The 15,339-nt window shown below is 57.2% G+C and carries 12 protein-coding genes; 5 read left to right on the top strand and 7 right to left on the bottom strand.

Going from position 1 to position 15,339, the window contains the following annotated elements; translation table 11 throughout:
• Positions 1 to 82: 82 nt before the first annotated feature.
• Positions 83 to 1,645: an alkyl hydroperoxide reductase subunit F gene (gene ahpF / locus HU765_RS03370; protein ID WP_186619040.1), complete on the top strand. Its 1,563-nt coding sequence runs from the start codon at positions 83 to 85 to the stop codon at positions 1,643 to 1,645.
• A gap of 174 nt (positions 1,646 to 1,819) precedes the next feature.
• On the opposite strand, the gene gloA is transcribed toward ahpF, so the two are convergent.
• Positions 1,820 to 2,341 (bottom strand): lactoylglutathione lyase, encoded by a 522-nt coding sequence (gloA, locus tag HU765_RS03365; protein WP_186546354.1) that lies wholly within the window; start codon positions 2,339 to 2,341, stop codon positions 1,820 to 1,822.
• 140 nt (positions 2,342 to 2,481) lie between these two features.
• Between gloA and HU765_RS03360 the strand changes: the two genes are divergently transcribed.
• The gene (locus tag HU765_RS03360) at positions 2,482 to 3,000 is read left to right on the top strand and encodes a DUF4946 domain-containing protein (protein WP_186619039.1); all 519 of its coding nucleotides are present in this window, start codon (positions 2,482 to 2,484) and stop codon (positions 2,998 to 3,000) included.
• A gap of 217 nt (positions 3,001 to 3,217) precedes the next feature.
• Here HU765_RS03360 and HU765_RS03355 read toward each other — a convergent pair whose 3' ends face one another.
• From HU765_RS03355 to HU765_RS03345, 3 genes are all read right to left on the bottom strand, one after another.
• Complete coding sequence (locus tag HU765_RS03355; RefSeq protein ID WP_123468398.1) at positions 3,218 to 3,583, bottom strand: histone-like nucleoid-structuring protein, MvaT/MvaU family; 366 nt, start codon at positions 3,581 to 3,583, stop codon at positions 3,218 to 3,220.
• A 226-nt stretch (positions 3,584 to 3,809) separates the two neighbouring features.
• The gene (locus HU765_RS03350) at positions 3,810 to 5,345 is read right to left on the bottom strand and encodes an EAL domain-containing protein (RefSeq protein ID WP_186619038.1); all 1,536 of its coding nucleotides are present in this window, start codon (positions 5,343 to 5,345) and stop codon (positions 3,810 to 3,812) included.
• A gap of 115 nt (positions 5,346 to 5,460) precedes the next feature.
• Positions 5,461 to 6,333, bottom strand: a complete 873-nt coding sequence (locus tag HU765_RS03345; protein ID WP_186619037.1) for a LysR family transcriptional regulator — start codon at positions 6,331 to 6,333, stop codon at positions 5,461 to 5,463.
• Positions 6,334 to 6,411: 78 nt separating this feature from the next.
• Between HU765_RS03345 and HU765_RS03340 the strand changes: the two genes are divergently transcribed.
• Entirely contained in the window at positions 6,412 to 7,359 is a 948-nt protein-coding gene (locus HU765_RS03340) for a DMT family transporter (protein ID WP_186619036.1), read from the top strand.
• Between the two features lie 244 nt (positions 7,360 to 7,603).
• Positions 7,604 to 8,680: a 4-hydroxyphenylpyruvate dioxygenase gene (gene hppD, locus HU765_RS03335; protein ID WP_186529047.1), complete on the top strand. Its 1,077-nt coding sequence runs from the start codon at positions 7,604 to 7,606 to the stop codon at positions 8,678 to 8,680.
• A 188-nt stretch (positions 8,681 to 8,868) separates the two neighbouring features.
• Here the strand turns inward: hppD and rarD are convergent, their stop codons facing one another.
• The 3 genes from rarD to HU765_RS03320 form a co-directional block, all read right to left on the bottom strand.
• Positions 8,869 to 9,750: an EamA family transporter RarD gene (gene rarD, locus HU765_RS03330; protein WP_186619035.1), complete on the bottom strand. Its 882-nt coding sequence runs from the start codon at positions 9,748 to 9,750 to the stop codon at positions 8,869 to 8,871.
• A gap of 96 nt (positions 9,751 to 9,846) precedes the next feature.
• Positions 9,847 to 11,967 (bottom strand): acyltransferase family protein, encoded by a 2,121-nt coding sequence (locus HU765_RS03325; protein ID WP_186619034.1) that lies wholly within the window; start codon positions 11,965 to 11,967, stop codon positions 9,847 to 9,849.
• 109 nt (positions 11,968 to 12,076) lie between these two features.
• Positions 12,077 to 13,090 carry an aldo/keto reductase gene (locus HU765_RS03320; RefSeq protein ID WP_186619033.1) on the bottom strand — a complete coding sequence of 338 codons (1,014 nt, stop codon included), beginning with the start codon at positions 13,088 to 13,090 and terminating at the stop codon, positions 12,077 to 12,079.
• 212 nt (positions 13,091 to 13,302) lie between these two features.
• On the opposite strand from HU765_RS03320, the gene HU765_RS03315 reads away from it, so the two are divergent.
• Positions 13,303 to 15,240: a hypothetical protein gene (locus tag HU765_RS03315; RefSeq protein WP_238344634.1), complete on the top strand. Its 1,938-nt coding sequence runs from the start codon at positions 13,303 to 13,305 to the stop codon at positions 15,238 to 15,240.
• Positions 15,241 to 15,339: the final 99 nt, after the last annotated feature.

Raw genomic sequence — 15,339 nt, 5'->3', positions numbered from 1 at the left:
AGTTAGCTGCACCGCCCAATAAAAATGCCCGGGCGAGATTCGCTCGGGCTTTTTTTTGCCTCAAATATAGGAAATCGCCCGTATGTTGGACGCCAATCTTAAAGCCCAGTTGAAATCGTACCTGGAACGGGTCACCCAACCGATCGAGATCGTTGCATCCCTCGACGACGGTGCGAAATCCCGTGAAATGCTCGACCTGCTCAAAGACGTTGCCAGTCTTTCGAGCCAGATTACTTTGGTCGACAGCGGTGACGATGCACGCAAGCCATCGTTCTCGATCAACCGCCCGGGCGCTGACATCAGTCTGCGTTTCGCCGGTATTCCGATGGGCCACGAATTCACTTCGCTGGTACTGGCGCTGCTGCAAGTCGGCGGCCACCCATCCAAAGCCAGTGCTGAAGTCATCGAGCAGATTCGCTCGCTCAAAGGCGAGTTCAGCTTCGAGACCTACTTCTCGCTGTCTTGCCAGAACTGCCCGGACGTCGTTCAGGCGCTGAACCTGATGGCTGTGCTCAACCCGAACATTCGCCACGTCGCCATCGACGGCGCGCTGTTCCAGGATGAAGTCAATGATCGCAAGATCATGGCCGTGCCGAGCATTTACCTGAACGGCGAAAACTTCGGCCAGGGCCGCATGGGCCTGGAAGAAATCCTCGCCAAGCTCGACACCGGTGCCATTGAGCGTCAGGCCGAGAAGATCAGCGCCAAGGAAGCCTTTGACGTGCTGGTCGTCGGCGGTGGCCCAGCCGGCGCTTCGGCCGCCATTTATGCAGCGCGTAAAGGTATTCGCACCGGCGTTGCCGCTGAGCGCTTTGGCGGTCAGGTGCTGGACACCATGGCCATCGAAAACTTTATTTCCGTGCAGGAAACCGAAGGCCCGAAACTGGCCACGGCGCTGGAAGAACACGTCAAGCAGTACGACGTCGACATCATGAACCTGCAACGCGCCGACAAGCTGATTCCTGGCAAGAACGGCGAGCTGCACGAAGTCCGCTTCGCCAGTGGCGCGACCCTCAAAGCCAAAAGCGTGATTCTCGCGACCGGCGCACGCTGGCGTGAAATGAACGTGCCGGGCGAGCAGGAATACCGCAATAAAGGCGTGGCGTACTGCCCGCACTGCGACGGTCCGTTGTTCAAGGGCAAGCGCGTGGCAGTGATCGGTGGCGGCAACTCCGGCGTTGAAGCGGCCATTGATTTGGCCGGTATCGTGTCGCACGTAACGCTGCTGGAGTTCGACGTGCAACTGCGTGCCGACGCCGTGCTGCAACGCAAGCTGCACAGCCTGCCGAACGTGACAGTCATCACCAGTGCGCAAACCACTGAAGTGACTGGCAATGGCGAGAAGGTCAACGGCCTGCGCTACAAGGATCGCAACACCGACGAATTGCGCACGGTCGAGCTGGAAGGGATCTTTGTGCAGATCGGTCTGCTGCCTAACACCGATTGGCTCAAAGGCACCATCGAGTTGTCGCCGCGCGGGGAAATCATCGTCGATAACCGTGGCGAGACCTCGATCCCGGGCATCTTCGCCGCCGGTGACGTCACGACTGTGCCGTACAAGCAGATCGTTATTGCCGTGGGCGAGGGCGCCAAGGCTTCGTTGAGTGCTTTCGATCACTTGATCCGGACTTCGGCGCCGGCGTAATTGCCAAGTCGGAAATGAAAAAACCCATGAGTGATCATGGGTTTTTTTATGCCTGACACAATTCAACTGTAGGCCTTCGCCTGCTCGCGATGGCGGTAGCGGATTCAATACTTCATTGACCGACAGACCGCTTTCGCGAGCAGGCTCGTTCCCACAAGTAAACCAGTCAGTCAGTTACAGCGGCGCAGGCTGGATGATCTCGACCCAGTAACCGTCCGGATCCTTGATAAACGCCAGGCTTTTCATGCGGCCATCGCTCAGGCGCTTCTGGAAATCACAGCCCAGCTCTTCAAAGCGTGCGCATGCGGCAACGATATCCGGAACCGAAATGCAGATGTGGCCGAAACCACGCGGATCAGTGTTGCCGTTGTGGTAGGCGAAGTCGGCATCGTTTTCGGTGCCGTGGTTATGGGTCAATTCGAGGATGCCGGGGATCGACTTCATCCATTGCGTGCGAGCAGCGGCATCGGCGGGGATCTGCGCTTTATCCACCAGGGCGAGGAAGTACAGGCTGAACTCGGCTTCCGGAAAATCGCGCTTCTCGACCAGCGAAAACCCCAGCACACGGGTGTAAAAATCCAGCGACCGGGTGATGTCCTTCACACGCAGCATGGTGTGGTTGAACACGAAGTTACGGGTTGCGCTGTCTGGCGTGGCGGTAACGCCGGGGAAAGTGTTCAGTTCGTTGAGGCTCATGGGCCCTCCAATAACTATGGGCGAGTGGATGGACGCAATGATACGCAAGCCTGCCAGCATCACCAAATGAAAGGGCAAGCTTGCTCTGCGCTCGGGCGAGGCTCAGACTTTGCGGCTCATCTCTGCGAGTGCGTGCGCTAATGATCCGAGTGTTCAAGTCTGGGTTGGTTCTATTGGCCATGGTTGCGGTCGGCACTTCGGTGTTCGCCGCCGAACCGCAAATTACCTGGCCAGCGGGCTGGGTAGTCGCGAAGCTTGCCGACGCGACGCCGTCGGTTTCCCGTCAGCGAGCCGTGAAAAATGATGCCGATCGCAATCAGGTAATGGTCATGGAGTTGACCATGACGCCGGTTGAAAGCGGGCATCAAGTCAACTTGCAGGGCGTGTTGATGGAAATGCGCAAATCCATCCAGAAGGATTTTTTCCAGAGCGGTTACCAAAGTGTGTGCAACAAAGTGCATGCGGCAACGCTGGGGTCTTTGCCAGCGCTGGAGACGACCTGCACCATCACTGAGAACGGTCGCCATGTGCTGTCGCAAACACTGGTCGCCGCAGTCGAGGCGGGCCGGGCTTATGTTCTTTCCTATGCAGGGCAGGCAGAGGTTTATAAGGCGAGCACCGAGGAAATAGTCGCGGCAAGAAACAGCCTGAAACTTTAGCAGAGTGTTATTTTGTGACAGGGTTAAATAGCCGAAGGGATTAAGCACAAAGTTGGACGTTGCACCGCAATCGCAACATTACGCAGCAAAATGTTTAGCGGTGCACCGCCCTTACGCTAGCAAATGCTGGCAACTTGCAGGATGAAAATCATTTCATTTGTTAAATATTGTCAATAAAAAAGCCCTGCTTCTGGCAGGGCTTTTTGTTGGCGGAAGATTAACCGCGCAACCAGGAATCAACGGTAGCTGCACCGTATTGTTCCTTCCAGGCCTTCAGGCCGCGGTGGTTGCCGCCCTTGGTTTCGATCAACTCGCCGGTGTGCGGGTTCTGATAAACCTTGACCACGCGGGCGCGACGGGTTTTAGGCGCTGCGGACACTTGCAGGCCCGATTTTGCCGGGTTCGGATCGAGAATGGCGATGATGTCTTTCAGGCCTTTGCCGTAGGTTTTCATCAGCCCCTGGAGCTTTTCTTCGAATTCGATTTCTTTCTTGAGCCCGGCATCGTTCTTCAGCGATTCCAGCTGCTTGAGCTGTTCCTGAAGGGCCTTTTCAGCTGCACGAAATTCAGCGAGTCTGGACAATATCTTTACTCCAATAGTGTGTTTAGCTGATACCAACCGCAAACAAAGCTATAAGCCGGGAGCCTTGAAGCGACTCGGTGATAAATGGCTTACCCGCCAGTTTTGCTCAGGTTGAAAAAATTGTAGTAGTTAATCGCCCCAGAGTAAATCCTGATCTTGTCTTCATGTAACAACAGCGCTTTTTTGTATCAATTTGGTGCGCCGGTCCGGTCGTTGTGTCATGTAGTTAATGGTGACTTAATGCGCTGATGAAATCCGCGGCCGGCATTGGTTTGCCGAACAAATAGCCTTGCAGGAAGTTGACGTGGTGCGCGGTCAGATAATCAGCCTGGGCCTGAGTTTCGACACCTTCGGCAACAATACCCAGGTCGAGCTTGGCCGAGAGTTCGATAATCGTGTCCAGAATATGCCGCGACAACGCGTCGATGCCGATCATCGCGACAAAACTTTGATCGATCTTGAGGAAGTCCACATTGAATTTGCGCAAGTAGCCGAGGCTGGAGTGGCCGGTGCCGAAGTCGTCGATCGCGATCTTCACGCCCAGCAAGTGCAGTTGCTCAAACAATTGACGGGTAATGTCAGTGGGTTCAATCAGCTCTCGTTCCGTCAACTCCAGCACCAGGCTTACGCTGCCGGCGACAAAGGCGTCGAGGAATTCGCGGCAGTCCTCGACCAGATCCAGATCACGGCAATGGCTGGCGGTAATGTTGATACCGATGTGAAAAGGTGTGGCGAACGTTGCCGAGTGCGGTCCCAGCAGGGCCGCGGTCTGCTGCATCAGTGAACGCGTCATGGGCACGATCAGCCCCGAATGCTCGGCGAAGGGAATAAACAGGTCCGGGCGCACCAGGCCCTCCTTGGGGTGATTCCAACGCATCAGGACTTCGGCGCCTGACCATGCCTTGCTGTCACCATGAACCACGGGCTGGAAGTACGGGATGAACTCGCCGGCCTCCAGCGCACGGAGCATTTCGTGGCTCGGCGAGGTCGAGCGCTTCTGCACGATATGGCCAATAGCACCCGAGACCACTCCGAAAAAAATCAGCAGACTGAACAAGGGCGGGTATTCGTCCGCCATGTAGCGCCAGACTTGTCCCTGCGGGAAACCCGCTGCGACGCTGAACGCGTAACGGGCGGAGCTCAGCGTGCTTTGCGCAACGGGCAGAGCGGGAAGCTCGCCCTGGTGCACGCTGCCGTCGGCGGACAGCCAATTCTCACCGACTTGCAGCACGAGCAAGGTCTGCCGGCCGATCAGGCGCAGGATGTTGCTCAGGTGATAGCCATCGAGCGTGGTCAGCGCGCCGCCGCGACCGTCGCTGAGGCGGTACACCAGCAGCGCGGTGTTGGGGGTTACCGGGTTACCGTTCATGAGCCACAATTTGCCGGCGTGATAATCGCCCGCGTTGACCGCTTCCTTGAAATCGCCGAACAGCGAGCTGCAATACAAGTCGTTGTCCCACACCAGATTGGTCGAGCGCACGAAGGGGCGGCGGGTGACCTGTTCGCGCAAGGCCAGCTTCACCTCTTCACAAGTTTTTCCGGCCAGTGGCAGCAGATCCCGGGCGGCCTGCGCGGTGTTGTCGAGCATCAACTCGAACTGGCGCAGCGCTTCCTCGGCGGTGTGCTGCGAACTTTGCTGCAACGTGCGCTCAGCCTGCATATACAGAATCACGCTACCGAGCACGATGGGCAGCAGGCCACTGAGCAGTGTCACGATGATGCGCGTGCTGCGCTTGCGGCGGGGTCTCACGGTGAGCGGCATGGACGCATCCTGTTGCGATGAAGTGGGGCGCTTGAGTTCAGGCCTGCCGATGGCGCGGCGCCGGACAAACGTTGAAGCAAAAGGGAGGATAGATGGCAGATGACGCTTGTGCCGCTCATTGTTGGGAGACGGTTGTGGCCAGTTTGATAAAGGCCAGCGCTGCCGGTGAGGCCTGGCGCTGATCAAGCACGGCCAGACCGACCTGACGCTTGACGGCCGGCAGCAAGGGCCGTTTCTCGTAACCCGCGCTGGCGTCGTTCGGTAATGAGCTTGCAGCGACAATTGTGATCGCGTCGCCACGGCTGACCGTGTCGAGGGTGCTGATCAGTTGCGAGCAACGATAACGGATGTTCGGTTGCAACCGCGCCGCCATGAACAGTCGCGACACCAACTCTGCGGAACCTGCTTCGGTGAGCACAAACGGGTCGTCGCACAGGTCCTTGAGTCTCAACGCTGACTGCGCCGCCAGTCGATGTCCGCGTGGGAGCAGCGCGACCATTTGATCTTCGAGCAAGGCGAAGGTGTCGAAACGCTCTTCGGGCAGCACCACGAAACCAACGTCGATGCGCCGCTCCTCCAGCCATTGAATAACTTGCCGATCCGGCCCTTCATCGATGTGCACTTCGATGCCCGGATGCGCCTGGCGAAAGCGCTGCAGAATCTTCGGTAACAGCCTGATCGACGAGGTCGGGCCGAACGAGCCGATGCGCAGGGTGCCGGTTTTCATGCCACGTGCATCCGCCGCTTCCTGGCGCAAGGTGTTGGCGAGGCCGAGCATCGCCCGGGCGCGCAGCAGCAGTTGTTCGCCGATATCGCTGAGTTCGACTTGGGACTGATGGCGGCGCAGCAGCTCGACACCCAGTTCCTGCTCAAGGGATTTCATCGCGTGAGACACCGCAGACTGCGAGATCCCCAGGCGCTGGGCGGCGAGGGTAAAGCCACGCAGTTCGGCCACGCGCGAAAATATTTCCAGTTGCGTGAGGGTCATGAGTATTTGCTCATTTTACGATGACGGATAATGAGCGGGATGATATGCCATCCCTTAACGGTATGGGTCTGGAGTGTCATGCGTAACCTTGAGCAAGCCCATCGGGGCGAATCCGCTATGCCGGTGTACGTGACGCTGGCGGCCGTCACCATGATCTGGGGCGGGACCTTTGTCGCCGGGCGTTTTCTGGCGGGCAGTCTCAGTCCGATGTTCGCCGCCAGTCTGCGTTTTCTGCTGGCCAGTGCCGCGTTGCTCGGCTTCCTGTGGCTGGCGCGCATTCCACTGGCGCGGCCGACGGCACGGCAGTGGTCGCAGCTGAGTCTTCTGGGCTTGTTCGGGATTTTCTTCTACAACCTGTGCTTCTTTTATGGTCTGCAGTACATCAACGCCTCACGCGCCTCGTTGATTGTCGCGTTGAACCCGGCGGTGATCGGGCTGGCTTCCTGGCTATTGTTCAAGGAGCGTCTCGGGCGAGTGAAAGTCACCGGCATCGTCCTCTGCATCGCCGGTGCCAGTCTGGTCATCGTCAGTCGCAACCCGCAGTTGCTGGCGGCAACCGCGGATGCGTGGGTCGGCGACCTGTTGATATTGGGTTGCGTGGTGGGTTGGGGCGTTTATTCGCTGTGTTCCCGCAGCCTCAATCAGAGCCTGGGGCCGCTGCAGACGGTCACTTACTCAATCCTTATTGGCACTGCCATGTTGTGGGTTCTGGCGGTCGTTCGTGGCGAACTGAGCTGGACTGCGCTGATCGAGCTTGGCACTGCGCAATGGTTGAGCCTGATCTATCTCGGCGTCTTCGGCTCGGCGCTGGCTTACATCGGTTATTACGATGGCATCCGTAAAATCGGCGCGACGCGCAGCGGCGTCTTCATCGCCCTGAACCCGCTGACGGCGGTAATGCTGGGTGCGTTACTGCTCGGCGAGCAACTGACCCCCGCCATGTATCTGGGTGCAACATTGATTCTGCTGGGCATTTATCTGTGTAACAAAACCCTTGCACCGATGGCAAAAAAGCGGATTTTATAGAGGCAGCAGACAAGCCGGGTTACGCTGTGTAGAATCGGTTTACGCATACAATAATAATCGTCTTCTGGCAGCAGAAGCCTCGCCCGCAAGAGCCTTGGGTCGACAATGAAGATATTCGGGTTTCAACTGATCTACGGTGACTTCCTCGCCCGCAGTGTGCGTGGCATCTCCTGCGCGCCACCCCAGACCTCACATGACTGACAAATAACCCTGGTTAATTGATAAGAAATGATGAGGCGCCACCATGGCAGATTTATACGAAAACCCAATGGGCCTGATGGGCTTTGAGTTCATCGAGTTCGCATCGCCGACGCCCGGCACGCTGGAGCCGATCTTCGAGATCATGGGCTTCACCAAGGTCGCGACCCACCGCTCCAAGAACGTGCACCTGTACCGCCAGGGCGCGATCAACCTGATCCTCAACAACGAACCCAACAGCGTCGCCTCGTACTTTGCCGCCGAACACGGCCCGTCAGTGTGCGGCATGGCGTTCCGCGTCAAGGATTCGCAAAAGGCCTACAGCCGCGCACTGGAACTCGGCGCGCAGCCGATTCACATCGAAACCGGTCCGATGGAACTGAACCTGCCGGCGATCAAAGGCATTGGCGGCGCGCCGTTGTACCTGATCGACCGTTTTGGCGAAGGCAGTTCGATCTATGACATCGACTTCGTGTTCATCGAAGGCGTTGACCGCAACCCGGTCGGCGCCGGCCTGAAGATCATCGATCACCTGACCCACAACGTGTATCGCGGCCGCATGGCCTATTGGGCGAACTTCTACGAGAAGCTGTTCAACTTCCGCGAGATCCGCTACTTCGACATCAAAGGCGAATACACCGGCCTGACCTCGAAAGCCATGACGGCACCGGACGGCATGATCCGCATCCCGTTGAACGAAGAATCGTCCAAGGGCGCCGGCCAGATCGAAGAGTTCCTGATGCAGTTCAACGGCGAGGGCATCCAGCACGTTGCGTTCCTGACCGACGACCTGATCAAGACTTGGGATCAACTGAAGAAGATCGGCATGCGCTTCATGACCGCACCGCCAGACACCTACTACGAAATGCTCGAAGGGCGTCTGCCGAACCACGGCGAGCCGGTCGATCAACTGCAATCGCGCGGCATCCTGCTGGACGGTGCGTCGGAGCAGGGCGACAAGCGCCTGCTGCTGCAGATCTTCTCGGAGACCCTGATGGGGCCAGTGTTCTTCGAGTTCATTCAGCGCAAGGGCGATGACGGTTTCGGCGAGGGCAACTTCAAGGCCCTGTTCGAATCCATCGAGCGCGATCAGGTGCGTCGTGGTGTGCTTGCCACCGAGTAATCGGCAACTGAAATGAAAAATCCCGGCCTGCAGCGATGCAGAGCCGGGATTTTTTATGCCTCACACAGATAACAAAAAATGTGGGAGCGGGCTTGCTCGCGAATTCGGCCTTCCATTCAACAATGAGGCTGACTGAACGGACGCCTTCGCGAGCAAGCCCGCCCCCACATTTTGAACTGCGCAGGACTTTAAGGGCGGCGCTGGCGCATCAGGTGTTTAAAACCTTCGAAAACCAACACAACCACCGCCAGCCAGATCGGTATGTACGTCAGCCATTCGCCCGGCTTGATGCTCTCGCCTAGCAGCAGCGCTACCGCCAGCAATAGCACCGGCTCGACGTAACTCAACAGACCAAACAGACTGAAAGGCAATAAGCGGCTGGCAATGATGTACACCACCAGCGCCGACGCGCTGATCAGGCCGAGCAGCGGAATCAGCCACATCAGTCCCGGGTACTCAGCAAACACCGCCAGGCCTTGCTCGCCACCCCGCACAAACCACCAGGCGACCGGCAGCATCAACGTCATGTCCACCCACAAGCCGCCCAGGTTGTCGGTGTTCAGGTGTTTACGCAGCACGAAATACAGCGGATAGCCGACCACGACCAGCAGCGTCGCCCAAGAGAAACCGCCGACCTGATACAACTCGTTCAACACGCCAAGGCAAGCAAGAAACACCGCGACTTTTTGCAGATACGACAAGCTTTCGCCGTAGGCGATTCGCCCGGTCAGCACCATCGCCAGTGGCAGCAGGAAATAGCCGAGCGACACGTCGAGGCTGTAGTCATTGAGCGGCGCCCACATGAACAGCCACAACTGCACGCCCAGCAGCGCAGACGACATGATCAGGCCCGCGAGCCGCTTTGGTTTCGCCACCATCAGCCGGACCAGTTCCAGCACCCGCCGCCATTCGCCGGAAACCAGCATGAACACGGTCATGCAGGGCACGGTCAACAGCATCCGCCAGCCGAAGATTTCCACGCCGCTCAACGGGGTGAGCAGCGAAGTGTAGTAATACATGACGGCGAACAGCACCGAGGCTGAAACCGATAGAGCGATACCTTTAGACAAACTGTCCTCGCGGGTAGGAGATCAAACGGGGCGCGCAGGATACGTGGTTTCTGTGCTGAATATTGGCCGGATGCTCATTATTTTCAACATGGCGCGCTAGGGCTTGGCTTTAAGAGGATTGCCAAAGCGCTCAAGGTACAGCTCGCCAAATTTATACGACGCGTAATCGGAAACATGGCCGATGTCACGATAGACCGGCACGCCATCGACGGTGGTCCGGCACGTGCCGTCCTGACACTGCACGTCTTTCGGGTCGATAACGACAAGGCTCGGATACTCGGCCTGCAGTTCACTGAACAGCGTCGCCATAAAGGGATCCTCAAGACCTGACCATCGCACCGAAGCGCAAGAGCGGCTGTGCTCGGCGCTGCCCATCAGTCCGCGCAGTTTCACCTGTTTGAGCAGGCATTCATTAATCCCCGTCGGCATCGGGAAGGTGTTCATCAACAGGATTGGCGTGGCGCCGCTCTTGACGATGATAGCCAATGCTTCGCGAATCGCTGTGCCGAGGCGTTGCTGCGACAGTTCGAGGCTGCGCGGGTCATCCAGTTTGGTAACGATGGAGTCGGTGAGGTACGCCTCCCAGAACTGGCCAATGATCACGTATTGAAATTGGCCGTTCGCGATAAGCTCGTAATAGCGCTGCGCGGCGGCGTGGCATTTTTCATAGAGAGCGTTCCTGGCCTTGTACCAGTTGTAGAGATAAATCCCGGGCAGCGCCAGACAGGCCGGATGACCCTGCGCCAGTACCGAAAGGCCGGCATCCCTGGCCAGTGTTTCGACAAATCCCCAATAGTGATTTGAATAGGAATCACCCATCAGCAATACCTGCGGTTTTGCCTGCGCTGCGCCCATGATGCAGCCGGGATTGCTACCGTCGCTGGCACCCAGACAGTCTTCACGATTAGCCGGTACAAACGCTTTCAAGGTACTGAACATAGCGACGGAGTCTTCACCAAAACGGTTCGGCCATCCTTCGTGGTTCCTGCCAGCCGAGTGCAGCAGCGACAGACCGATCGCGGGCACAATCATCAGCAACAGCAAGGTCTTGCCGAAACCGGCCCGCGCCTTGCGATAGCGGTTTTCGATGAGCATAAAGGACAGGTAGCCCATCACGAACGTCAACACGAAGTAGATGACTGTCACTGCCGGCGTTAAAGCGATACCCAGATAAGCCATCACCGCGAGGATCGGCCAGTGCCACAGATACAGCGAGTAGGAGAGGGTGCCGATAAAGACCAGCGGCTTGAACGCCAGGATTCGCGACGTGAGGCTGGCATCGCCAATGCCTTGAAACAACAACACAGCCGTCGCGACGCAGACCGCGATAGCGTGGTAGCTGGGGAATCCGGCAAGAATGTCGTCTTGGACGGCACAGTAGCCAATCACCGCGAGCGCCAGTGCGCAAATCAGCGATGCGCTCAAACGGTTCAATCTGAATCGGTCTGAACTGAAAATGACCGCGCAGGAGCCGATCATCAATTCGAAGATGCGTGCCGTGAAGTAATAGTAGTTAAGGTCGGGATACGCCCGAGACAGGTACAGCGCCAGTGCCACGGCCGTCAGGGTCAGGCCCAGAACCACAGCCTTGAACGCATGTTTGGCCACATAACGATTGAGCAGCCAGATACCCAGCGGCAGCACCAGATACCACTGCCATTCGATGGCCAGCGACCAGGTGTGCAATAACGGCAGACTGGCGGCGTCAGCGGTCGCGTAGCCCGTTGTCACCTTGGAAAAGTATTGGTTGGAAATGAGTAGCGAGGTGTACTTCTCGCTTTTCAGAAAATCGATAAAATCATCCGGCAAGTACACCAGCGTGGTGACCAATAAAGTCGTCAGCAACAACGCAATAACCGCCGGCTGCAAGCGCCAAATGCGGCGGGTGTAGAACCCGGTGAAGCTGAACGTGCCATTCTCCAGCGACTTCATGATGATCGACGTGGTCAGGTAGCCCGAAATCACGAAGAAAATGTCGACGCCGATAAATCCGGACGGAAAAACGGCAAGTCCGCCGTGAAAGATCAGTACGAGCAGAACGGCAATCGCGCGCAATCCGTCGATATCCGCACGGTACTCAATAGAGGATTTGCGATGGCCGACAGCGGCGCTCGCCACGGCTGCCGCGGGCGGATGCTGATCCGTTTCGTCAGCAGGATTTTTCAACAGCAGCCCGCGCGAAACCTTTGCGGATAAGTCAGCGGGGCGATTGAACATTTTTTTATCCCTGGCCGGTGTCGAGCGATCAATCCATTCATTCCCTGATCGCGCTCGATTCAATGAAAAACAGCCGATTGTATCGGCTGTTCAACACTTAGGGAAAATCTTAAACCTGAAGCGCTCTACGTCCCGAGACAAAATGGCTCACATCGTTGAACCCCGGCGTCGAGGCATGGCCCGGCGTCACCAGCGAATCGATAAACGCTTCATCCTGCGCGGTGATTTTGACTGCCTGCGCCAGGGTATATTGCTCCCACTGCGCTTCGGTCCGTGGCCCGACAATTGCCGATGTCACTGCCGCGTTGTTCAGCACCCAGGCAATGGCAAACTCGACCATGCCGACACCCCGTTGCTCGGTGTACTGCTGGATCTGCTGGGCGATGCGCAACGACTCGACCCTCCATTCGGTTTCCAGAATGCGTTTGTCCTGACGCCCGGCCCGGCTGTTGGCGTCTGGCGTCACATCCGGCGCGTACTTGCCGCTGAGCACTCCACGGGCCAGCGGGCTGTAAGGCACCACTCCGAGCCCATAGCTGTGGGCCGCGGTGATCTGCTCGGCCTCTGCCTGACGGTTGACGATGTTGTACAACGGCTGGCTGATCACCGGGCGATCAACGCCCAGTTTGTCGGCGATGCGAATCACCTCGGCAATCCGCCAGCCGCGATAGTTCGACAGGCCCCAGTAGCGGATCTTGCCTTGACGAATCAGGTCGCCAATTGCCGAAACGCTCACCTCAAGGGGCGTGTTGTGGTCTTCGCGGTGCAGGTAATAGATGTCGACATAGTCAGTGCCGAGCCGGTTCAGGCTGGCCTCCAGACCGTTGAAGATGTGTTTGCGGCTTAAACCGCTGCGGTTCGGCACGCCGTCCACCGGACCAAAACCAACCTTGGTTGCCAGCACCCATTCGTGCCGATTGCGGGCAATCGCTTCACCAACGATCTCTTCGGAGCGGCCATTGGTGTAGACGTCGGCGGTGTCGATGAAATTGATGCCCTGATCCCAGGCTTTGTCGATGATGCGCAACGATTCCTCGGTGCTGGTCTGCTCGCCAAACATCATCGTGCCGAGGGTCAGGGTGGACACCTGCAAGCCTGAGTGACCCAGTGTGCGATAGCTCATGCCGAATCCTTTTGTCGGTGGGAAGGGGTAACCAAATACCAGAAGCGCTGAAACCGGCCAACCGTTTTGTCGAGAAGCGCATTCAGCAGCCGTTGGCCATTCGTCGGGACTGTCAGATCTGACAGTAGGCGGGTCGACGCTTGTTCTGGCCTGATTCTAAGGTATGGCCTCGTAGAAGAGGCCTGCCCTTTCTTGAAATCAGGAGCGCTGTCATGAGCATGCGAACTTTCGATGAGGTGTTGCCAGAGGACGCGGAAATCAACCTTTACGCGCCGCAACTTCCAGACAGCAACACATCAGTAGCCGGTGCCGATTGCGGTATCGCCAAGGCCTTTTACGATCTGCGGCCCGATGGCGCGACAGTCATTATCCATCCGGTTCTGGCGCAGCAGCCGCTGGATACATTTTCAATCCATGTGAACGGGCAGATGCGGGTCGACAGCCAGCAGGCCCAATCCACGAACGACACTGTGACCCTGCATATCCCGAAAAACCTGCTCAGATCCGAGCCGGGTTTCGTCAATGAACTCACTTACACAGTGAAACGCACCACCGGCGCAGAGGAAACCTACGAGCTGCCCTTCACGATTCTGTACAACGCCATTCGCCCCGGAATGGAGGACCAGAACGGCGATGAAGGGCACTCCGAACTGGAGTTGGTTTTGCCTGGCGATGTGCTTCAGGACGGTATCGATGCCGACCGCGCAGCACTGGGTGTGCAGGTGTATTTTTCCTATCCCTACTGCCGGGCCTACGACCGGATCCAGCTCAGTTGTAACGGCCATGACGTATATCGCGAGGTTCATCCCGACGAGGCACCCGCTGCACCGACCAGCGTGCCGACCCGGATTGGTTTGCTGTTGAAAAAAACCGACCTGGAGGCGGCGGGCGATCATCTGCAGTTTCCTTTGTTCTATACGGTGAATGACCAGATCGGCAACAGCCCCGATTTGAATTCGCCGTGGTCTGCGCCGATTCGGGTGGTTGTTGATCTGAAGGGCACACGGATGGCGGCGCCGGATATCGCTGAAGATCCAGATGACCCTTATGACGCTCCGGACACCATCGACCTGAATAAACTGGGCAGCAAAGACCTGACCGTCCAGGTGCATGTACTGGAGTCGCGGTGGGCAATCAACGATACCGTCCGGGTGACATACCGCGCGACGCCTGGGACCGGAGCCGTGGTAGAGCATGTTGTCGAAGAGCTTGTCGGCAGACTTCCGTTCGTGCACAAGTTGATGATTCCTAATGCCAAGGTGATTGCTGACAGCACGGTTGCTGTGACGTACGAGCAAGTGCGTGGTGGAGGTGTTATTGCAACGTCGAAAGTTGCGCGGGCACGGGTGATCGTGAAACCGGTAATCACTTCATTGAAGAACTCGTTTGGGGTTGAACTTGAGAATGGAGGTACGGTTTCTGATAACAAAGTTATGTTGTCGGGTTCGGCGTTGGACGGTGCCGTACTGCAAATTTTCGAGGAAACTACTGTTATAGGGGAAGTCACAACGGGTGCGGACTATAAATGGCGAAGCATCTGGATACCGATTAGCGTGGGGCAACGGCGTTATACAGTGAAGGAAAAAAGTGGAAGCCAGCTCGAGTCCGAGCCTTGGTTGATTGAGCGGTTGGCGTTCAGTATCGACAAACAGCCCATGATCCTGAACGGCTATTCTGTGAAGATCTCGGGCTGGCCAAAAACGGGCGAGGACTCGCTTCGCAACACAGCCGTGCGAACGCCCACTGGAGGGGTGCCACCCTACACCTATTTGTCCTCTGAGCCGCTGACCGCATCGGTGACGGAGAGAGGCGGAAAGGTGACGGGGCTTAAACATGGATCGCCAACGATTTATGTCGTAGACAAGGAAGGCAATGAGGTGACTTATCGAGTATCTGTATCGAACGTCTATCAATTGCGAATCAATGATCAGCTTGTGACCTCGCCAGAGGCTGTAGAATGGATGAATTCGATACAAGGATATGGCGTTTATGCCTCGTTTTACTGGGATGTCTACCGCGTATACATACCTCCTCCGCGGGCGAGTGCGGTTTGGACAGGTCTGCCTGGAGTCGTCTTGCTTACCGATGGACAATTTACTTATCGTTCCAGTTCATCCACCTACAATGCTTGGTGCGTTGTGTCCATTTAGGTGAAACGAGAGGACGACAAAAAGCATTTTTTCCTTTCCCCGCAAAGCGTGTGATCGATAGAGCATTCAATCAGGATCTAGCCTGAAATAAAAAGCGGT

This window comes from Pseudomonas sp. SWRI81 (assembly GCF_014268545.1).
Classification (GTDB): Bacteria; Pseudomonadota; Gammaproteobacteria; order Pseudomonadales; family Pseudomonadaceae; genus Aquipseudomonas; species Aquipseudomonas hamedanensis.
This window is presented reverse-complemented; position numbering and strand designations above follow the sequence as displayed.